The organism is Morganella morganii (assembly GCF_019242955.1).
GTDB classification, from domain to species: domain Bacteria; phylum Pseudomonadota; class Gammaproteobacteria; order Enterobacterales; family Enterobacteriaceae; genus Morganella; species Morganella sibonii.
This window is the reverse complement of sequence record NZ_CP066129.1, coordinates 2,388,061-2,408,658: the sequence shown is the minus strand read 5'-3', so window position 1 is coordinate 2,408,658 and position 20,598 is coordinate 2,388,061. Positions and strand designations below refer to the sequence as shown.

The window sequence follows — 20,598 nt, the reverse complement described above, 5'->3', positions numbered from 1 at the left end:
GGGTTATCCCGCGAGAATATCGTCAATAATAGCCTGAGCGCTCTGGTAATAACGGTCACCGAATAAGTGACTGCGATGAAGCTGGTAATAGAGCTGATACAGCGGCTGGCGCTCTAAGAAACCACTCTCCAGAGGCCAGACCTGCTGATAGCCGTCGAGGATCTGCATCGGCAGTTCAGGGAAAAACGAGAGCATTGCCAGATCACACTCACGATCACCCCAGTAACAGGCGGGGTCAAATGCGACAGTTCTTCCGTCAGCGACAGCCGCACAGTTTGATGGCCACAAATCACCATGGAGCAGAGAAGGTTGCGGCTGGTGGTTTGCCAGTTTTTGCTGCACACGCTGAATAATGTTGTCGATATCGCCGAAGATAATGCCTTTTTCTTTCGCCAGCTGTAATTGCCAGCCAATCCGTTTTTCGGCAAAGAAAGAGGCCCATTTTTTATCCCAGGCATTCGGCTGCGGATTAGTACCCAGCAGGTTATCTTCATCGAAACCATAGCGGGGCTGTTCATGCCACTGGTGCAGACGCGCCAGCTGCTGCCCGAACATATACGCGGAATGGGAATCAAAAGGTTTCAGCGGCAGATATTCCATAATCAGAAAGCTGACATCTTTTGCCGACCCGACGCCATATACAGCGGGAGTTGTCAGTGTGCTGCTGCGGCTGAGAGCATCAAGCTGTTCGGCCTCAGTTTTGAATACCTGCAACATGTCACGCCGGTTGTATTTGATGAAAACCGGGTGATCGCCGTAACGGGCACTCCGGGAAAAGTGAATTTCACCGCCATTGAGCTGTTTCTTGTCAGAGAACGAGTGTTCGCCGAAATGTTCACTGAGTATACGTCCTGCTGCCTGCCACATGAGCCACCCCACTAAGCCGTCTATCAGTCAGTCTATCTTACCGCCGGAAAATAAAAGAAAAAAGCGGACATCTCACACAAATTACACAGTAACCGCAGGGAAATACAGAAAAGGACAAAAACAGAGGGTTGTTTCGGAAGAGTCCGGATGCGGGAGATATTCCGGTAACAGAATATCCCCCGTTATGCAGAGGGTCAGGCAACCTGTCTGCGGCGTTTCAGCGCGGATAACCGTAACTGATTATAAATCAGTGCCAGCACAAAATAGAGTGCCTGCACCAGTACAATACAGGCACCGGTAGCTCCGTCAATATGGAAGCTGACAACCGTACCGATATAACTCGAACTGACAGAAACCAGAATTGCCACCAGAATCATTTTGCCGAAACTGCGGCACAGCAGAAAGGCGATGATACCCGGCGAGATGAGCATGGCAATCACCAGAATGATCCCGACGGCCTGCAGAGAGGCAACGATAGTCAGCGCCAGCAGTGACAGCAGCCCGTAATGCAGCAGACGAACCGGCAGGCCGATAACCCGTGCCTGGTTGGGGTCAAAGCAGTACAGCATGAAATCTTTATATTTCACCATCAGTACAACCATCGTCAGCCCGGCGATAACCAGGGTCTGGCGCAGTTCAGCCTGTGTGATCCCGAGGATATTACCGAACAGAATATGTGTCAGGTGCTGTTCGGTATCAATGCGGGTAAACAGCACCAGTCCAAGCGCAAACATACCGGAGAAGACAATACCCATGACGGTATCTTCTTTGATTCTGCTGTGTTCTTTCAGATAGCCGGTGGCAAAGGCACAGAAAAGCCCGGAAATAAATGCGCCGATAATCAGCGGAATGCCCATCACAAATGCCATTACTATGCCCGGCAGAACGGCATGAGAAATAGCATCCCCCATCAGTGACCAGCCTTTGAGCACCAGAAAGCAGGAGAGAACAGCACAGACCGCACCGGTCAGAATAGCGGCCAGCATAGCCCGCTGCATAAACGGGAAAGCAAACGGGTCAATAAACAATGAGGTCAGAAAATCACTCATGAGTTTGCCTCCTGACGCAGTTTTGCTGATTCACGGCGGGCACGGCGGCGGGCAGATAACATGCCGTGTTTTGGCGCAAAGAAGAAAGCGATCAGGAAAATAATTGTCTGCAGGGTCACAATCATGCCGCCGGTGGCTCCGTTCAGAAAATAACTGATATAGGCACCGGTACTGCTGGTCACTGCCCCTAAAATAACAGCGATGATCAGTAGTTTTTTAAATTGATCCGTTAACAGATAGGCGGTAGCTCCGGGGGTGATGACCATCGCAATGACCAGAATCGCCCCGACAGTCTGAAGTGCAGCGACAGTACAGGCGCTGAGCAGGGTAAAGAAGATAATTTTCAGTGCCAGCGGGTTCAGACCGATAGAGCGGGCATGTGTTTCATCGAAAAAGACCACCAGCAGATCTTTCCAGATAAACATCAGCACGAGGAAAGAAACAGCAATAATAATTTCCACCTGCAGCATGTCTTCATCCGCAATCCCGAGAATATTTCCCATGATGATAGTCTGCACATTCACAGAGGTCGGGTTCAGGGAGACGATCAGCAGACCGGCGGCAAAGAAAGTGGAAAATATAAACCCGATCACAGCATCTTCCCGCAGCCTGGTCAGATGGCGGACAAACGTCATGGAAAGAGCGGCCAGCATACCGGTGAAAAATGCGCCGACAGAGTAAGGAAAACCGAGGGCGTAAGCCCCCGCGACACCCGGAACCACGGAGTGGGAGAGGGCATCCCCCATCAGCGACCAGCCTTTGAGCATCAGGTAAGCAGACAGAAAGGCACACACGGCACCGACAATGCCGCTCACCCAGATAGCTTTCACCATATAATTGTATTCAAACGGCTGGAGTAACAGCTCTGTCATGGCTGCTCGTCCTTACTGCCGGTTTTCACCGTCAGATTATCCTGATGGCCGTAGAAGACAGCGGCGCGTTCGTCGTCGGTAATCACCGTCAGTGAACGCGGGTCGTCATCGTCATGCAGATCCGGACCAGACAGGTTGATATGGCGCAGCACACCACCGAATGTTTTTTCCAGGTTTTTCTGCGTGAATGTGGTGGCGGTCGGGCCGCTGTCGAGCACAGTACGGTTTATCAGGATCACATGATCACAGAATTCAGGGACGCTGCCGAGGTTGTGGGTGGATACCAGCACCAGATGCCCCTCTTCACGCAGTGAACGCAGTAAATCAATAATGGCATTCTCTGTTTTGACATCCACACCGGTAAACGGCTCATCCAGCAGCAGGACTTTTCCGTTTTGTGCGAGGGCGCGAGCCAGAAACACACGTTTTTTCTGTCCGCCGGAGAGTTCGCCTATCTGCCGGTGACCCAGACCGGTAAGGCCGACGCGTTCCAGGGCGTCGGCGACAGCTTTCTTATCCTCTTTGCCGGGAATTCGCAGAAAACCCATTTTGCCGTAACGGCCCATCATCACGACATCAGAGACCAGAACCGGGAAGTTCCAGTCCACTTCTTCTGTCTGCGGAACATAGGCAATCACATTTTTTTTCAGCGCGGCACGTACCGGTTCATCATTCAGTGTCACCCGCCCCTGTGTCGGCGTGACCAGCCCCATAATGGTTTTGAACAGGGTGGACTTACCGCTGCCGTTAATACCGACGAGCGCACAGATAGAACCGCCTTCTATGCTGAAGCTGGCATCAAAAATGGCGGTATGACCATTGTTATAGGTGACAGTGGCGTTATCGACAACCAGCTGTGGCTTGCTGAACTGAGCACTCATTGATGAAATCCTTTGGCGATAGTATTTACAGTAGTATTGAGCAGATCAATATAGGTCGGAACCGGGCCGTCAGCGGCGGACAGGGAATCCACATACAGTACACCGCCGTATTCTGCGCCGGTTTCTTTGGCAACCTGTTTCGCCGGTTTGTCAGAGATAGTACTTTCGCTGAATACAACCGGGATTTTATATTTGCGTACGGTATCAATCATATGACGCACCTGCTGTGGTGAGCCTTGCTCTTCTGCGTTAATCGGCCACAGATAGACCTCCTGAAAACCGTAATCATTGGCCAGATAACTGAACGCACCCTCACTGGTTGCCAGCCAGCGCTGGTTTTCAGGGATATTGGCCAGACGGGCACGCAGCGGGGCATCAAGCGCTTTTATTTTTGCCGCATACGCTGCCGCGTTTTTATTATAGGTTTCCGCATTGGCCGGGTCATGTTTTACCAGTGCGGCACGAATATTTTCGATGTACATCAGGGCGTTGGTCGGGGACATCCAGGCATGCGGGTTCGGATTACCGTTATACGCACCGCCGCGGATAGAATTTGGTGTAATTCCCTCAGTAATGACAACCGCCGGGACATCCTGTAAATTTTCAAAGAAGCGTTCAAACCAGCGCTCCAGATTCAGACCGTTCCACAGAATCAGGTCAGCATCCTGTGCGCGCATGATGTCTTTCGGGGTCGGCTGGTAATCATGGATTTCCGCACCGGGTTTGGTGATTGATTCCACAACAGCAGCATCACCGGCCACGTTTTGCGCCATATCCTGAATGATGGTGAAAGTGGTAACGACTTTGAATTTTTTCTCTGCCGCAGCGGAATATCCGCTGACAGCACACAGTGTCAGCAGCAACACAGCATGCCGGAAGATCTGTGTCAGGGACGGAAAGGAAAACGTATTTTGTTTTTTGTTCATTTTATCAGCCTGCCTGGTTAAAGTGTGACAATCACTAAGGATATCGTTGATGATAATGATTATCAATATCATTTGAGGTTGTCAAGCACTTCCGTAATATCTTTATAACATTCAGTACGATCGATTCACACTATGCTATGAATCACATAAAATGTAAAAGTTAAGTAAACTCCTTTTGGTTTATGTGTGTTTTCAGTATTCTTAGCTTCGTCAGAATGCCGGATAAAGGGTAACAGAGTGAAAAAAACCGTTAGTGTGATTGCTTTAGCATTATTGTTGGCGGGCTGCTCAGGAAGCAGCGAACAAAACCGCACCAATTACGGCTCCGGCGGCTGGATAACACCGCCATCTTCCGGCATTACTGATTCTTCCGTTTATCCGGTAAAGGGCAGTGGTGTCTATCCTGCAACCCCGTTTGATCAGTTTATCCGCCAGGCATCTAACCGCTATGAGGTCGATGAAACGCTGATCCGTGCCATTATTGAGGTTGAATCCTCTTACCGGCCTGAGGTTATCAGTAAATCCAATGCCGTTGGCCTGATGCAGATTAAAGCCTCTACGGCCGGACGCGATGCTTATCGTGTAAAAGGCCGTAACGGCGAACCGAGCACCCGTGATTTACTGGACCCGCAAACCAATATCGATATCGGCACAACCTATATCCGGATTATCCGTGACCAGCATCTGGCCGGCATTACCGACCCGCAAACACTCAATTACGCAACGATTGTCTCCTACGTTAACGGCGCCGGAGCTTTACTGCGCACGTTTGATAACAACCGTGCACTGGCGATTGAAAAAATCAATACGCTGTCAGCCGATGAATTTTATGAGCATGTACAGAGTAAACACCCTGCATCACAGGCTCCGCGTTATCTGTGGAAAGTGAAAAATGCTTACCGCGCCCTGGCGATGGCTGACTGATCTTCTGACTTCCCCTTCATAAATACCGCCTCCGTTGCAGATGCTGCGCCGCAGTGTGAATCTGCAACGGAAGCGTCCTGCTGAATTTCCCCTGCAATAAATCCGGTCTGCTGTTTCTGTATCACGTGCCTGTTCCCTGTGAATAAAAAGCATACGATTTACGCCGGTAATAATGAAGAAAAGAATGAGAGGGAATGGGGAATTGCGAGTTATGCGGAATAATGAAAAAAAAGCCCTGATTCAGGATCAGGGCAATAAAAATACCAAAAGTTCACTTATCTCTACTACGGCCGGAGTATAACGGACAATATTTTACAATTGGTGAATTAACAATGATAAATTGTATCAATGTTTTACCTGATCGTTCCGCAAAATAAATGATTGTGCCGGACAAAATAACGTGGTGAATTTTAAAAATGAACTGAAGGCATTTGACTCATTAGCGGAAGATAATCCGGTTCTTCCCTGAAAGCGGGCTGCGGCAGATTTTCACAACGGCATGGTGCCGTACAGAAAATGATTTAAAATCTGCCGCAGATGCTGTTTTAAAAAGGAAATGTTCATAATTTCTGCATACTTTGTGACACCGCACACTTTTTCAGATACCTGGTCACATAAACCTATTAATCCTTATTTGCTGTGCTAGTATGGATTTCGAGTTCCGGCAAGGGCGCCCGGCAGATTATTATCCGCAGGTGTGACCCGGCTTGCAATGTACGCAAGAAATTGCCGGTAACGTACTGAAAATCAAATAAATGAGATTTCTATATGTGATCTTACGTATGGGTCACCACTGTAGATAAGGATTTAAAAATGCCTGTAATTACTCTTCCTGACGGCAGTCAGCGCCAGTTTAACCATCCTGTTTCTGTCCTTGATGTTGCGAATGATATCGGTGCCGGTCTGGCGAAAGCCTGCATCGCCGGTCGTGTTAACGGTACGCTGGTCGATGCCTGCGATATGATCGAACACGATGCCACGTTAGCCATTATCACCGCCAAAGACGAGGAAGGACTGGAAATCATCCGCCACTCCTGTGCTCACCTGTTAGGTCATGCTATCAAACAATTATGGCCGAACACCCGCATGGCGATTGGTCCGGTCATCGATAACGGTTTCTATTATGACGTTGACCTCGATGTGTCTCTGACCCAGGAAGACCTGGAGAAACTCGAACAGCGGATGACGGAACTCGCCAAAAAAGATTATGACGTGGTGAAAAAACGCGTCACATGGAGCGAGGCCCGCGAGACGTTCGTTTCCCGTGGTGAAGATTACAAGGTTGAAATTCTGGACGAGAATATCGGTCAGGATGAGCATCCTGCACTGTATTTCCATGAAGAATATATCGATATGTGCCGTGGTCCGCACGTACCGAATATGCGTTTCTGCCATAGCTTCAAATTACAGAAAGTGGCCGGTGCCTACTGGCGCGGCGACAGCGAAAACAAAATGCTGCAACGCATTTACGGTACCGCGTGGGGCGATAAGAAGCAGTTAGCTGCCTATCTCCAGCGCCTGGAAGAAGCCGCAAAACGCGATCACCGTAAAATCGGTAAGCAGCTTGACCTGTATCATATGCAGGAAGAAGCGCCGGGTATGGCGTTCTGGCATAATGACGGCTGGACAATTTTCCGTGAACTGGAAGTGTTCGTCCGTGTGAAACTGAAAGAGTACGATTACCAGGAAGTAAAAGGTCCGTTTATGATGGACCGCGTTCTGTGGGAAAAAACAGGACACTGGGAAAACTACAAAGAGCATATGTTCACAACTTCTTCTGAAAACCGTGAATATTGCATTAAGCCGATGAACTGTCCGGGTCATATCCAGATCTTTAATCAGGGTCTGCGTTCTTACCGTGATCTGCCGCTGCGTATGGCAGAGTTCGGCAGCTGCCACCGTAACGAATCTTCCGGTGCACTGCATGGTCTGATGCGTGTCCGCGGCTTTACTCAGGATGATGCACATATCTTCTGTACAGAAGAGCAGGTGATGGACGAAGTCAGTGCCTGTATCCGTATGGTCTATGACATGTACTCCACTTTCGGCTTTAAAAAGATTGTGGTTAAACTGTCCACCCGTCCGGAAAAACGCATCGGTTCTGATGTCCAGTGGGATAAAGCCGAAGCTGACCTGGCAAGCGCACTGAAAGAAAACAACATTGAATTCGAATATCTGCCGGGCGAGGGTGCCTTCTACGGGCCGAAAATTGAATTTACTTTGTATGATTGTTTGGATCGTGCATGGCAATGTGGTACAGTGCAGCTCGATTTCTCTCTGCCGGCTCGTCTGGGTGCAACTTACGTTGCCGAAAACAATGAACGCGTTACCCCGGTGATGATTCACCGCGCGATTTTAGGCTCAATGGAGCGCTTCATTGGTATCCTGACTGAAGAAACTGCCGGTTTCTTCCCGACATGGTTAGCGCCTAACCAGGTAGTGGTAATGAATATCACTGATTCTCAGGCCGATTATGTTCAGAAAGTCGTCAAAGAACTGCAGGATGCCGGAATTCGTGCAAAAGCAGACTTGAGAAATGAGAAAATTGGCTTTAAAATTCGCGAACACACGCTACGTCGTGTTCCGTATATGCTGGTCTGCGGTGATAAAGAGATGGAAACAGGCGAGGTGTCTGTTCGTACCCGTCGCGGCAAGGATCTTGGCAGCATAAACGTGAGCGAATTTAAAGACGCACTGCTTGAAGAAATTCGCAGTCGCAGAATTGAAGAACAACCGGAGGAATAAGGTATTAAAGGCGGAAAAAGAATTCAAACAGCACGTCCGAACCGTATCAATGCGGAAATCCGTGTCAATGAAGTTCGTTTAACTGGTCTTGAAGGTGAACAGCTTGGTGTTGTGAGCCTGAAAGAAGCTCTTGAGAAAGCCGAGGAAGCCGGGGTTGATTTAGTTGAAATCAGCCCTAATGCCGAACCGCCCGTTTGCCGTATCATGGATTACGGCAAATTCCTCTACGAGAAAAGCAAATCGGCTAAAGAGCAGAAGAAGAAACAAAAAGTTATTCAGGTTAAGGAAATTAAATTCCGTCCTGGCACAGATGAAGGCGACTATCAGGTCAAACTACGCAACCTGATTCGTTTTCTTGAAGATGGCGATAAAGCCAAAATCACACTGCGGTTCCGTGGTCGTGAAATGGCGCACCAGCAGATTGGTATTGAAGTGCTTAACCGCATCAAAGAAGATCTGAGTGAATTAGCTTCCGTCGAATCCTTCCCGTCGAAGATCGAAGGTCGCCAGATGATCATGGTGCTCGCTCCTAAGAAGAAGTAGTCCGGCAATCCAAGTAATAAATGCCGGGGGCAACCCCGGCTTTTATTCGCCGGATTAATTCGTTGTTTAACAATGCGAAGTGGAAATAAAAATGCCAAAGATTAAAACTGTACGTGGTGCAGCTAAGCGTTTCAAAAAAACCGCTAAAGGTGGTTTCAAACGTAAGCATGCTAACCTCCGTCATATCCTGACTAAAAAATCAACTAAGCGTAAACGTCATTTACGTCCGAAAGGTATGGTCTCCAAAGGGGATCTGGGTTTAGTTGTCGCTTGCCTGCCATACGCATAAGCAAGTTTTTTAGCAAAGTTTACGACTTTAGGAGATTAGTATGGCTCGTGTAAAACGTGGTGTCATTGCTCGCGCACGTCACAAAAAAATTCTGAAACAAGCGAAAGGTTACTACGGTGCCCGTTCGCGCGTTTATCGTGTTGCCTTCCAGGCAGTAATCAAAGCTGGTCAGTATGCTTACCGTGACCGTCGTCAGCGTAAGCGTCAGTTCCGTCAGCTGTGGATTGCACGTATCAACGCAGCAGCTCGTCAGAATGGTCTGTCTTACAGCCGTTTCATCAACGGTCTGAAAAAGGCATCCATCGAAATCGATCGTAAGATCTTAGCCGATATCGCTGTATTCGATAAAGCCGCATTTACTGCGCTGGTCGAAAAAGCAAAAGGCGCTCTGGCGTAATTGTTCAGACAAAAGAGGGAGCTTGCTCCCTCTTTTGCTGTCCGGCAGAAAAAATCTGCAGAATAAATAATTTGTCATTGTATATCCTTACGGTTTTCGCGTAATATGAATAAATACATCCTGTTAACTGACAAATAGTTGAGAAAATGAATAATATCGTTTCTTTCCGCTTCTTTTTTTACTTTAGCGCCTGAACTCAGGGGGCTTTGCGCGTAAAAAAGAAACGAAAAGTAACGCCGTAAGCCTCCAGTATGGAGGCTTTTTTGTTTCAGGGGTTTGCCGGAACGGGTGAGACAATCACGTCCGGCAGCACCGTCGTCATTCGTCATAATTGAAGACCACAGGGTCAGAGGAATAGGAAAACATGCCACATCTCGCTGAACTGGTTGCTCAGGCAAAAGCAGCCGTCGAAGAGGCAAAGGATGTTGCAGCGCTGGAATCGGTACGTGTTGAATACCTGGGTAAAAAAGGGCATTTAACCTTACAGATGCAATCGCTGCGGGATCTGCCGCCGGAAGATCGTCCTGCTGCGGGTGCAGTGATTAACGAAGCCAAACAAGAGGTTCAGACAGCACTGAATGCCCGTAAAGATTCCCTGGAATCTGCGGCACTGAATGCCCGTCTGTCCGCTGAGCGGATTGATGTCTCGCTGCCGGGACGCCGCATGGAAAACGGCGGCCTGCATCCGGTTACCCGTACCATTGAGCGTATCGAAACCTTTTTCGGCGAACTGGGCTTTTCTGTCGAATCCGGCCCTGAAATTGAAGACGACTATCATAACTTTGATGCACTGAATATTCCGGCGCACCATCCGGCGCGTGCTGACCACGATACGTTCTGGTTTGATGCCAAACGTCTGCTGCGTACGCAGACATCCGGTGTGCAGATCCGTACGATGAAAGATAAACAGCCGCCAATCCGCATTATCGCGCCGGGCCGCGTTTACCGTAATGACTACGACCAGACCCATACCCCGATGTTCCATCAGACAGAAGGCCTGATTGTGGATACTGATATCAGTTTCACCAATCTCAAAGGTACGCTGCATGATTTCCTGAATCATTTCTTTGAAGAAGAAGTGCAGGTGCGTTTCCGTCCGTCCTACTTCCCGTTCACTGAACCTTCTGCGGAAGTGGATGTGATGGGTAAAAACGGCAAATGGCTGGAAGTGCTGGGTTGCGGGATGGTTCACCCGAATGTGCTGCGCAATGTCGGCATTGACCCGGAAATTTACTCCGGTTTCGCCTTTGGTATGGGAATGGAGCGCCTGACTATGCTTCGCTACGGCGTGAGCGATTTACGCGCATTCTTCGAAAATGACCTTCGTTTCCTCAAGCAATTCAAATAAGGCGGGATACTCTCATGAAATTCAGTGAACTCTGGTTACGCGAATGGGTAAACCCGGCTGTCAGCAGCGACGCGTTATCTGATCAGATTACCATGGCCGGCCTGGAAGTGGACGGCACAGAAGCCGTTGCCGGTCAGTTTAACGGTGTGATTATCGGTGAAGTGGTTGAGTGCGGACAGCACCCGAACGCCGATAAACTGCGGGTGACAAAAGTAAATACCGGCGGTGACCGCCTGCTTGATATCGTCTGCGGCGCGCCAAACTGCCGTCAGGGCCTGCGTGTGGCTGTTGCAACAGTTGGAGCGGTCTTACCGGGTGATTTCAAAATCAAAGCGGCCAAACTGCGCGGTGAGCCGTCTGAAGGGATGCTCTGCTCATTCTCCGAGCTGGGGATCAGTGCAGATCACAGCGGTATTATTGAATTACCGGCAGATGCGCCAATCGGTACTGATCTGCGCGAATACATGAAGCTGGATGATACTGCTGTTGAAATCAGCATCACGCCAAACCGTGCGGACTGCCTGAGCATCCGTGGCGTGGCCCGTGATGTGGCTGTTATCAATAAAATGGATTATCAGGCACCGGATATGTCACCGGTTGCTGCTGTTCATCAGGAGACGTTCCCGATCCGCGTTGATGCGCCGCATGCGTGTCCGCGTTTTACCGGTCGTGTGATTAAAAACGTTGATGTGACAGCAAAAACGCCGCTGTGGATGGTGGAAAAACTGCGTCGCGGCGGTATCCGTTCTATCGACCCGGTCGTGGATATCACTAACTACGTTCTGCTGGAACTGGGTCAGCCGCAGCATGCCTACGATCTGGATACCCTTGAGGGTGAACTGATTGTCCGTATGGCTGAGCAGGGTGAGAAACTGACGTTGCTGGACGGTAACGAAGTCACGCTGACTGACAACATTCTGGTGATTGCAGATCGCCGCGGCGCGCTGGGCATGGCCGGTATTTTCGGCGGTGAGCACTCCGGTGTGTCTGATACCACCAAAAATATCCTGCTGGAAACGGCGTTCTTCAACCCGCTGGCTATCACCGGCCGTGCACGTCAGTATGGTCTGCATACCGATGCTTCGCACCGTTTCGAACGTGGTGTTGACCCGAAATTACAGCGTATTGCCGCTGAACGTACCACGCGCCTGATTCTGGAAATCTGCGGTGGTGAGCCGGGCGAAATTATTGAAGTTGTTTCTGAAGCGGATTTACCAAAAACGGCAACTATCACGCTGACCCGTAACAAACTTGACCGTCTGATTGGTCACCATGTGGATGATGCACAGGTGACTGATATCCTGACCCGTCTGGGCTGCGATGTGAAAACCGCACAGGATCAGTGGCAGGTGACTGCACCGTCATGGCGTTTTGATATGGAAATCGAGGAAGATCTGGTGGAAGAAGTGGCCCGTATTTACGGCTACAACAATATCCCTGATGTTCCGCTGCGTGCTGACCTGATCATGACCTCCCGCCATGAAGCGCATCTGCCGCTTAAGCGCGTGAAAACACTGATGGTTGACCGTGGTTTCCAGGAAGCGATTACTTACAGCTTTGTCGATCCGAAGACTCAGGCTCTGCTGCACCCGGCACAGGATGCGATTATTCTGCCGAACCCGATTTCTGCGGATATGTCAGCCATGCGTCTGTCATTGCTGACCGGCCTGTTAAGCACTGTTGTGTACAACCAGAACCGTCAGCAGAGCCGTGTCCGCCTGTTTGAATCCGGTTTACGCTTTGTTCCGGATGCTGCCGCAGACCTCGGGATCCGTCAGGAAACCATGCTGGCAGGCGTTATCGCCGGTAACCGTCATGAGGAACACTGGTCATCGGAAAAACAGGTCGTTGATTTTTATGATTTAAAAGGTGATCTGGAAGCCATTTTAGAATTGACTGGTAAATTAGATCGTGTATCGTTTAAAGCAACGACGAATCCGGCCCTCCATCCGGGACAAGGTGCTGAGATTTATCTGGAAGATGAGCATATTGGTTATATCGGTGTGGTTCATCCGGAACTGGAGAAAAAACTGGATCTCAACGGCCGTACGGTTGTCTTTGAAATCCGCTGGGACGCACTGACAAACCGTATTATTCCTGAAGCTGAAGCAATTTCACGCTTCCCTGCGAACCGCCGGGATATCGCCATCGTTGTGCCGGAAAACGTCGCTGCTGAAGACATTCTGAATGAATGTAAAAAAGTTGGCGTAAATCAGTTAGTTGGCATAAACTTATTTGACGTGTACTGTGGTAAGGGTGTTGCTGAGGGTTATAAGAGTCTGGCGATCAGTCTGACCTTACAGGATACAGAGCGTACACTTGAAGAAGATGAAATTGCAGCAACCGTAAACAAATGCGTTGCCGCGTTGCAACAGCGATTTAAAGCATCCTTGAGGGACTAAACCTATGGCGCTTACTAAAGCTGAAATGTCAGAAAATCTGTCGGAAAAACTGGACCTGAGCAAACGCGATGCGAAGGACCTGGTTGAACTGTTTTTTGAAGAGGTACGCCGTTCTCTTGAGAATGGTGAGCAGGTGAAATTATCCGGTTTCGGAAATTTTGATCTGCGGGACAAGAATCAGCGTCCGGGCCGTAACCCGAAAACGGGTGAAGATATTCCTATCACAGCCCGTCGTGTTGTCACTTTCCGCCCGGGGCAGAAGTTGAAAGCCAAGGTCGAAAAATCGACACCGAAAGAGTAAGACCTGAAACGACCTCGTATGAGGTCGTTTTCTTTTCTGTGGTTTGTCAGACATTAACGTCGTTCTGACTCAGGTATACTGCCTCCCGTCTTTAATAATGACAGGGATCTCATGCATATTCACAACCCCATCACAAAGCTGGTACAGACGCGGAAAAAGCGGGATGTACAGCGCATCATTTTTCTTTCCGTTACGTTACTTATCATGATCACTGTTGCACTCTGTGCCGGTGAGATGTGGATTTTACCGGACCAGTGGTTATCTGAAACCGCACAGCTGTTTGTCTGGGATCTGCGTTTTCCGCGTGTACTGGCCGTGATTGCGGTGGGGGCCGGGCTGGCGATGGCCGGTGCGGTGATGCAGGCTATTTTTGAAAATCCGCTGGCAGAACCCGGATTGCTCGGCGTGAGTAATGGCGCCGGGGTGTTTGTTGTTTTTATCGTTCTGTTTTTCAAGGGTATGCCACCACTGTGGGTGCTCGGGGGCGGGGCGGTGATCGGGGCAACGCTGCTGACGCTGATTTTACTTTATTTTGCCCATTTCCGGCGGCTGAGTAACAGTCAGCTGTTACTGGTCGGGGTGGCGCTCGGGGTTATCTGCGGCGCATTTATGACCTGGATGGTGTATTTCAGTACCAGTCTGGATTTACGCCAGCTGATGTACTGGATGATGGGCAGTTTTTCCGGGGCTGACTGGCGGCTGAGTCCGCTGCTGGCGGCCATTGCGGTGGTGGCTGTGTGGCTGCTGTGGCAGGCACCGGTACTTAATTATCTCGCGCTGGGAGAGGTGAATGCCCAGCAGCTCGGGGTATCCGCGCACCGCTGGCGTAATGTGTTTATTATCGCCGTCGGGTTGCTGATCGGCCTGAGTGTGGCAGTGGCCGGGGCTATCAGTTTTATCGGGCTGATTATCCCGCATATGCTGAGGCTGATGGGAATTACTGATCACCGTACATTATTACCCGCCTGTGCGTTATTCGGCGCGGTCAGCCTGCTGCTGGCAGATTTATGCTCGCGGCTGATTTTATCAAATGCAGAAATTCCGATTGGTGTGGTGACCGCGACTATCGGTGCACCGGCCTTTATTTATCTGCTGACCCGGCATCACGGAGGACGGCGCTGATGGAAAAATGTTTACTTGATGTCAGTGCTGTCCGTGTCGGCCGCCGTTTGTCCTGTGATGCACTGCAATTTTTCGCCGGACAGCAGATTCACCTGCTGGGGCCGAACGGTTCCGGTAAGAGCACTCTGCTGGCGGCACTGGCGGATGCCGTGCGCTATGACGGGCAAATCTGCTATCGCGGCACAGATTTAAAAACGATCCCCAAACGGCAGCAGGCGCAGTTTCGTGCTTATCTGACGCAAACCACCGATGGTGTGCCGGTCATGACAGTATTTCAGTATCTGCAACTCTATATGCCGGCAGTGCAGGAAAATACACAACTTATTTATCAGCTGTGCGGTGATTTTCAGCTGGAGCAGTTATTACCGCGCATGCTGACGCAATTATCCGGCGGCGAATGGCAGCGGGTGAAAATAGCGGCAATATTTCTGCAATTATGGAATACGGATGATTTATCCGGAAAATACCTGCTGCTGGATGAGCCGCGTAATCATCTGGATATTACCCAGCAGGCGATGCTGGATAAATGGATAGCCCGGTTTTGTGAGCAGCGCGGTACGATTATTACCAGCGGTCATGATTTAAACCACAGCTATCTGCACGCCGATGCGGTGGTGCTGCTTAAAGGTGGTCAGTTACTTGCGGCCGGTGAAACTCAGGTAATTATGACAGAAGATATTTTGAGCGAACTTTTTCAGTCTGAAATAAAAAGTATCAGGCCGGCACAAGAAACTCATTGGCAAATAACAGATTGGCATCAACATCACCGCTGATTTTTGTTATGCTGTCACATAAATTTGTTGTTATGTAGTCGACGTAAAGATTAAGAATTGTTTAAACGAAACCCTGGTGTTGAGCGTCAATTGAATCAATTCAGGATATAATCATCACTTCCGATTCTTATTAGGTTGTATTTATGCTTGAGTTTCTTCCGTTTTCCCGGCCTGCTATCGGGGAGTCAGAAATCGCCGCTGTTGAAAAAGTACTGCGTTCCGGCTGGATTACGACCGGCCCGCAGAATCAGCAACTGGAAGCGGATTTCTGTCAGCGTTTCGGCTGTAAACACGCCATCGCTCTGGCATCAGCAACCGCGGGTATGCATGTTGCACTGATGGCACTGGGTGTCGGCCCGGGGGATGAGGTGATCACACCTTCTCAGACCTGGGTTTCCACTATCAATATGATTGAGCTGCTCGGTGCGGTGCCGGTGATGATTGATATTGACCGCGATACGCTGATGATTCAGCCGGATGCTGTACGCGCAGCCATTACACCGAAAACCAAAGTAATTATTCCGGTTCATTATGCCGGAGCTCCCTGTGATTTAGTTGCTTTACGTGCGATTGCACAGGAACATAATGTTTTCCTTCTGGAAGACGCCGCACATGCCGTCGGCACCCGTTACCGGGATGAATGGATCGGCGAAAGCGGTACGGCGATTTTCTCTTTCCACGCGATTAAAAACGTCACCTGTGCGGAAGGCGGATTAATTGCCACAGATGATGATGAACTTGCACAGCGTATCCGCTGTCTTAAATTCCACGGGCTGGGTGTGGATGCGTTTGATCGTCAGATGCAGGGGCGCAAGCCGCAGGCTGAAGTGGTCGAACCGGGGTTTAAATATAACCTGTCAGATATCCATGCGGCGATTGCGGTGGTGCAACTGAGCCGGATGGACGAGCTGAATGCGCGCCGTGCACACCTGGCACAGCTTTACCGCGAAGCCCTGGACGGACTGCCGGTTAAATTGTTATCCGTGCCGGATTACCCGCATCTGCATGCTAATCATCTGCTGATGATCCGTGTGGATAAAGCAGTCTGCGGCATCGATCGCGATACCTTTATGGAGCAGTTAAAAGCGGTCAATATCGGGACGGGCCTGCATTTCCGTGCAGCGCATACCCAGAAATATTACCGGGAACGGTACCCGTCATTATCACTGCCGGACTCGGAGTGGAACACCGCGACATTATGTTCGCTGCCGTTCTTCCCGGATATGAAAGACAGTGATGTGACCCGTGTGACAGACGCAATCAAAGCTATTCTTGCGGAGCAGAAATAAGTGTCATTTAACGAAATTAAAAAAGTCTCAGTCGTGATTCCGGTATACAACGAGGAAGAAAGCCTGCCTCAGTTGCTGGAACGTACAATCAAATCCTGTCAGTCACTGAAACAAGCCTATGAAATTGTACTGGTGGATGACGGCAGCCGCGACCGTTCAGCGGAAATGCTGACACAGGCGGCGGAAATTCCGGAAAACCATGTGGTTGCTGTTCTGCTGAACCGTAACTACGGCCAGCACTCTGCGATTATGGCCGGATTCAGACAGGCGGACGGTGATCTGGTGATCACCATGGATGCGGATTTACAGAATCCGCCGGAAGAAATTCCGCGTCTGGTTGAGAAAGCGGAAGAGGGTTATGACGTGGTCGGCACACGCCGTGCTAACCGTCAGGACTCCTGGTTCCGTAAAACGGCCTCAAAAATGATCAACAAAATGATCATCGCCGCAACCGGCAGTGCCATGGGTGATTACGGCTGCATGCTGCGCGCCTATCGCCGTCATATCATTGACGCCATGTTACAGTGCCATGAGCGCAGTACATTTATCCCGATTCTGGCGAACACGTTTGCCCGTAAAACGATTGAAATTGATGTTAAACACGCAGAGCGTGAATTCGGCGACTCAAAATACAGTTTCCTTAAACTGATCAATCTGATGTATGACCTGCTGACCTGCCTGACGACCGCACCGCTGCGCCTGTTAAGCATCGTCGGCAGTATCATAGCCGCGTCCGGTTTCCTGCTGGCGCTGTTACTGATTATCCTGCGCGTGGCCTTCGGCGCGCTGTGGGCAGCAGAAGGGGTGTTTACCCTGTTCGCTATCTTATTCATGTTTATCGGCGCACAATTCGTGGCAATGGGTCTGCTCGGGGAATATATCGGGCGGATTTATAACGATGTTCGTGCACGTCCCCGGTATTTTATTCAAAAAGTGGTCGGCGCTCAGGCGAAAGAGACCAGCGAAACTGAAACTCAGGAAAAAAACTAATGAAAGCAATCGTATTTGCCTACCATGATATTGGTTGTGTCGGATTGAAGGCCCTGAAACAAGCGGGCTTTGATATTCAGGCCGTCTTTACCCATACGGACGACCCGGGTGAAAACCATTTCTTTTCATCGGTAGCCCGCGTCAGCGCGGACATGGAACTGCCGGTTTATGCCCCTGAAAACGTTAACCACCCGCTGTGGGTGGATCGCATCCGTGAGCTGAAACCGGATGTTATTTTCTCTTTCTACTACCGCGATATGCTGAGCGAAGAGATTCTGGCGCTGGCACCGAAAGGCGCATTCAACCTGCACGGTTCTCTTCTGCCGAAATACCGCGGCCGCGCGCCAATCAACTGGGCTGTTCTTAACGGTGAAACCGAAACCGGTGTCACTCTGCACAAAATGGTCGCCAAAGCGGATGCCGGTGATATCGTTGCGCAGGAAAAAGTCACTATCGGTGCGGATGACACTTCTCTGATTGTTCACGGTAAAGTCCGTGAAGCGGCAGAAATTCTGCTGAATAAAACATTACCGCTGATTGAGGCCGGTACTTACAAAACCACCGCGCAGGATGAATCTCAGGCAACGTATTTCGGCCGCCGTTGTGCGGAAGATGGCCTGATTGACTGGAACCAGCCTGCGGCACAGATCCACAACCTGGTCCGTGCAGTGACTGAACCGTATCCGGGTGCATTTACCTTCCTGGGTGAGCGCAAAATGATCATCTGGCGCAGCCGCGTGCTGACCGACAACAAAGGCAAGCGTCCGGGAACCGTTATTTCTGCCGAGCCGCTGGTAATTGCCTGCGGAAACGGCGCGCTGGAAGTGATCAGCGGTCAGGGCGAATCCGGCCTGTATGTGCAGGGTACCCGTCTGGCAGCGGAAATGGGCATTGTGACCGATGTCCGCGTCGGACCGAAAGCCACTGCTCAGGTTGCCCGCCGTAAGCGTGTTCTGATCCTGGGTGTGAACGGTTTTATCGGTAACCATCTGACTGAGCGTCTGCTGGAAGACGGCAACTATGATATCTACGGTATGGATATCAGCTCTTCCGCGATTGACCGTTTCATCGGTGATGAGCGTTTCCACTTTATCGAAGGGGATGTCAGCATCCACACCGAGTGGATTGAGTATCACATCAAAAAATGTGATGTCATTCTGCCGCTGGTGGCAATCGCCACGCCAATCGAATACACCCGTAACCCGCTGCGTGTGTTCGAGCTGGACTTCGAAGAAAACCTGAAAATCGTCCGTTACTGCGCAAAATACAACAAACGGATCATCTTCCCGTCCACCTCTGAAGTGTACGGCATGTGTGATGACAAAGAGTTCGACGAAGACAATTCACGCCTGATTGTCGGCCCAATCAATAAACAGCGCTGGATCTACTCTGTTTCCAAACAGCTGCTTGACCGGGTTATCTGGGCATACGGTGCGAAAGAAGGTCTGAAATTCACACTGTTCCGTCCGTTCAACTGGATGGGACCGCGTCTGGACAGCCTGAATTCTGCGCGCATCGGCAGCTCCCGTGCTATCACACAGCTGATCCTGAACCTGGTGGAAGGGTCACCAATCAAACTGGTTGACGGTGGTGAGCAGAAACGCTGCTTCACTGATATCCATGACGGTATCGAAGCCCTGTTCCGTATCATTGAAAACCGTGACGGTAAATGTGACGGTCAGATTATCAACATCGGTAACCCGGTGAACGAAGCGAGTATCCGCGAACTGGCAGAAATGCTGCTCGATTGCTTCGAAAAACATCCGCTGCGTGACAACTTCCCGCCGTTTGCCGGCTTCCGTAAAATCGAAAGCAGCACCTATTACGGTAAAGGTTACCAGGATGTGGAACACCGTAAACCAAGCATTAAAAACGCGGAGCGTTTACTGGACTGGAAACCGACTATCGACACCCGCCAGACTGTGGAAGAAACACTCGATTTCTTCCTGCGCGGTGCGGTTGAAGAGCTGAGGAATGACGAGTAATGAGAAATGTCGGCCTGCGGGTTGACGTGGATACCTACCGCGGCACACTGGAAGGTGTGCCGCAGTTACTGAAGGTATTTGCGCAGCACGATATTAAAGCCAGTTTTTTCTTTAGCGTCGGGCCGGATAATATGGGGCGTCACTTGTGGCGCCTTTTGCGTCCTAAGTTTCTGTGGAAAATGCTGCGCTCCAATGCGGCTTCATTGTATGGCCTTGATATTCTGCTGGCCGGTACGGCATGGCCGGGTAAGAAAATTGCCCGTGACCTGGGGTATCTGATGAAGCAGACGCTGGATGCCGGTCATGAGGTTGGTTTGCACGCCTGGGATCATCAGGGCTGGCAGGCAAAAATCGGCCGCTGGACACCGGAACAAATCACCGAACAGATCCGCCTGGGTACAGATGCGTTATCACAGGCGACCGGACAGCCGGTGCAGTGCTCCGCTGTTGCGGGCTGGCGTGCGGATGAGCGGGTGATTGAAGCCAAGCAGGCATTTGGTTTTGCATATAACAGCGATTGCCGGGGGACGCATCCGTTTCGTCCGCTTCTTGCAGACGGGACTACCGGAACCGTGCAGATTCCTGTTACACTGCCGACCTATGATGAAGTGGTTGGGCCGCAGGTGGCTGATGCGGATTTTAATGACTTTATCCTCGATGCCATCAGACGGGATCAGGGCGTGCCGGTCTATACTATCCACACAGAAGTGGAAGGGATGTCCAAAGCCGCGCAGTTTGAAGCATTACTGGAACGGATTAAAAATGAGGATTTCCGCTTTTGTCCGCTCAGTGAACTGCTGCCGTCTGATTTATCAACATTACCGACAGGCAAAGTGGTCCGGGGGGATTTCCCCGGCCGGGAAGGCTGGCTGGGCTGCCAACAAGAGGGATAGCA

20 protein-coding genes and 1 other annotated feature are annotated in these 20,598 nt (G+C 50.4%); of the genes, 14 read left to right on the top strand and 6 right to left on the bottom strand.

From position 1 onward, the window contains the following. Positions 1–3: 3 nt before the first annotated feature. From JC793_RS11185 to JC793_RS11165, 5 genes are all read right to left on the bottom strand, one after another. Complete coding sequence (locus JC793_RS11185; RefSeq protein ID WP_046893578.1) at positions 4–867, bottom strand: fructosamine kinase family protein; 864 nt, start codon at positions 865–867, stop codon at positions 4–6. Positions 868–1,061: 194 nt separating this feature from the next. Next, entirely contained in the window at positions 1,062–1,916 is an 855-nt protein-coding gene (locus tag JC793_RS11180; RefSeq protein ID WP_218426206.1) for a metal ABC transporter permease, read from the bottom strand. Further along, a complete protein-coding gene (locus JC793_RS11175) occupies positions 1,913–2,788 on the bottom strand; it encodes a metal ABC transporter permease (RefSeq protein WP_218426205.1) in 876 nt (291 codons plus the stop codon). Before JC793_RS11175 ends, JC793_RS11180 begins: the two co-directional genes overlap by 4 nt. Then, positions 2,785–3,669: a manganese/iron ABC transporter ATP-binding protein gene (locus JC793_RS11170; protein WP_218426204.1), complete on the bottom strand. Its 885-nt coding sequence runs from the start codon at positions 3,667–3,669 to the stop codon at positions 2,785–2,787. Before JC793_RS11170 ends, JC793_RS11175 begins: the two co-directional genes overlap by 4 nt. Next, entirely contained in the window at positions 3,666–4,595 is a 930-nt protein-coding gene (locus tag JC793_RS11165; protein ID WP_247717235.1) for a metal ABC transporter substrate-binding protein, read from the bottom strand. The genes JC793_RS11170 and JC793_RS11165 overlap by 4 nt, the downstream gene beginning before the upstream one ends. A 237-nt stretch (positions 4,596–4,832) precedes the next feature. Here JC793_RS11165 and JC793_RS11160 point away from each other — a divergent pair, with 237 nt between their 5' ends. Beyond that, positions 4,833–5,519 (top strand): transglycosylase SLT domain-containing protein, encoded by a 687-nt coding sequence (locus JC793_RS11160; RefSeq protein ID WP_218426203.1) that lies wholly within the window; start codon positions 4,833–4,835, stop codon positions 5,517–5,519. Here the strand turns inward: JC793_RS11160 and JC793_RS11155 are convergent. After that, positions 5,492–5,644, bottom strand: a complete 153-nt coding sequence (locus JC793_RS11155; protein WP_218426202.1) for a hypothetical protein — start codon at positions 5,642–5,644, stop codon at positions 5,492–5,494. The genes JC793_RS11160 and JC793_RS11155 overlap by 28 nt on opposite strands. Positions 5,645–6,332: 688 nt before the next feature. Here JC793_RS11155 and thrS point away from each other — a divergent pair. From thrS to arnD, 13 genes are all read left to right on the top strand, one after another. After that, the gene (gene thrS / locus JC793_RS11150) at positions 6,333–8,264 is read left to right on the top strand and encodes a threonine--tRNA ligase (RefSeq protein WP_218426201.1); all 1,932 of its coding nucleotides are present in this window, start codon (positions 6,333–6,335) and stop codon (positions 8,262–8,264) included. Positions 8,265–8,267: 3 nt separating this feature from the next. After that, positions 8,268–8,807 (top strand): translation initiation factor IF-3, encoded by a 540-nt coding sequence (gene infC / locus JC793_RS11145; RefSeq protein ID WP_072056868.1) that lies wholly within the window; start codon positions 8,268–8,270, stop codon positions 8,805–8,807. 91 nt (positions 8,808–8,898) lie between these two features. Further along, positions 8,899–9,096, top strand: a complete 198-nt coding sequence (gene rpmI, locus JC793_RS11140) for a 50S ribosomal protein L35 (RefSeq protein WP_004235358.1) — start codon at positions 8,899–8,901, stop codon at positions 9,094–9,096. A 40-nt stretch (positions 9,097–9,136) separates the two neighbouring features. After that, the gene (rplT, locus tag JC793_RS11135; protein ID WP_004235362.1) at positions 9,137–9,493 is read left to right on the top strand and encodes a 50S ribosomal protein L20; all 357 of its coding nucleotides are present in this window, start codon (positions 9,137–9,139) and stop codon (positions 9,491–9,493) included. 142 nt (positions 9,494–9,635) lie between these two features. After that, positions 9,636–9,761 (top strand) — a sequence feature (Phe leader region). A 96-nt stretch (positions 9,762–9,857) separates the two neighbouring features. Beyond that, positions 9,858–10,841, top strand: coding sequence for a phenylalanine--tRNA ligase subunit alpha (gene pheS / locus JC793_RS11130; RefSeq protein ID WP_052926825.1), 984 nt, complete (start codon positions 9,858–9,860; stop codon positions 10,839–10,841). A 14-nt stretch (positions 10,842–10,855) separates the two neighbouring features. Beyond that, the gene (gene pheT, locus JC793_RS11125) at positions 10,856–13,243 is read left to right on the top strand and encodes a phenylalanine--tRNA ligase subunit beta (RefSeq protein WP_218426200.1); all 2,388 of its coding nucleotides are present in this window, start codon (positions 10,856–10,858) and stop codon (positions 13,241–13,243) included. 4 nt (positions 13,244–13,247) lie between these two features. Then, a complete protein-coding gene (ihfA, locus tag JC793_RS11120) occupies positions 13,248–13,544 on the top strand; it encodes an integration host factor subunit alpha (protein ID WP_004235369.1) in 297 nt (98 codons plus the stop codon). A gap of 111 nt (positions 13,545–13,655) precedes the next feature. After that, a complete protein-coding gene (gene btuC, locus JC793_RS11115; RefSeq protein ID WP_072125171.1) occupies positions 13,656–14,666 on the top strand; it encodes a vitamin B12 ABC transporter permease BtuC in 1,011 nt (336 codons plus the stop codon). Further along, complete coding sequence (locus JC793_RS11110) at positions 14,666–15,439, top strand: vitamin B12 ABC transporter ATP-binding protein BtuD (protein ID WP_218426199.1); 774 nt, start codon at positions 14,666–14,668, stop codon at positions 15,437–15,439. The genes btuC and JC793_RS11110 overlap by 1 nt, the downstream gene beginning before the upstream one ends. Before the next feature lie 143 nt (positions 15,440–15,582). Continuing rightward, positions 15,583–16,728, top strand: a complete 1,146-nt coding sequence (gene arnB / locus JC793_RS11105; protein ID WP_208323166.1) for a UDP-4-amino-4-deoxy-L-arabinose aminotransferase — start codon at positions 15,583–15,585, stop codon at positions 16,726–16,728. Next, positions 16,729–17,718 (top strand): undecaprenyl-phosphate 4-deoxy-4-formamido-L-arabinose transferase, encoded by a 990-nt coding sequence (gene arnC, locus JC793_RS11100; protein WP_218426198.1) that lies wholly within the window; start codon positions 16,729–16,731, stop codon positions 17,716–17,718. Then, the gene (gene arnA, locus JC793_RS11095; RefSeq protein WP_218426197.1) at positions 17,718–19,703 is read left to right on the top strand and encodes a bifunctional UDP-4-amino-4-deoxy-L-arabinose formyltransferase/UDP-glucuronic acid oxidase ArnA; all 1,986 of its coding nucleotides are present in this window, start codon (positions 17,718–17,720) and stop codon (positions 19,701–19,703) included. The genes arnC and arnA overlap by 1 nt, the downstream gene beginning before the upstream one ends. Beyond that, the gene (arnD, locus tag JC793_RS11090) at positions 19,703–20,596 is read left to right on the top strand and encodes a 4-deoxy-4-formamido-L-arabinose-phosphoundecaprenol deformylase (protein ID WP_107679755.1); all 894 of its coding nucleotides are present in this window, start codon (positions 19,703–19,705) and stop codon (positions 20,594–20,596) included. Before arnA ends, arnD begins: the two co-directional genes overlap by 1 nt. The last annotated feature ends 2 nt before the right edge of the window (positions 20,597–20,598 follow it).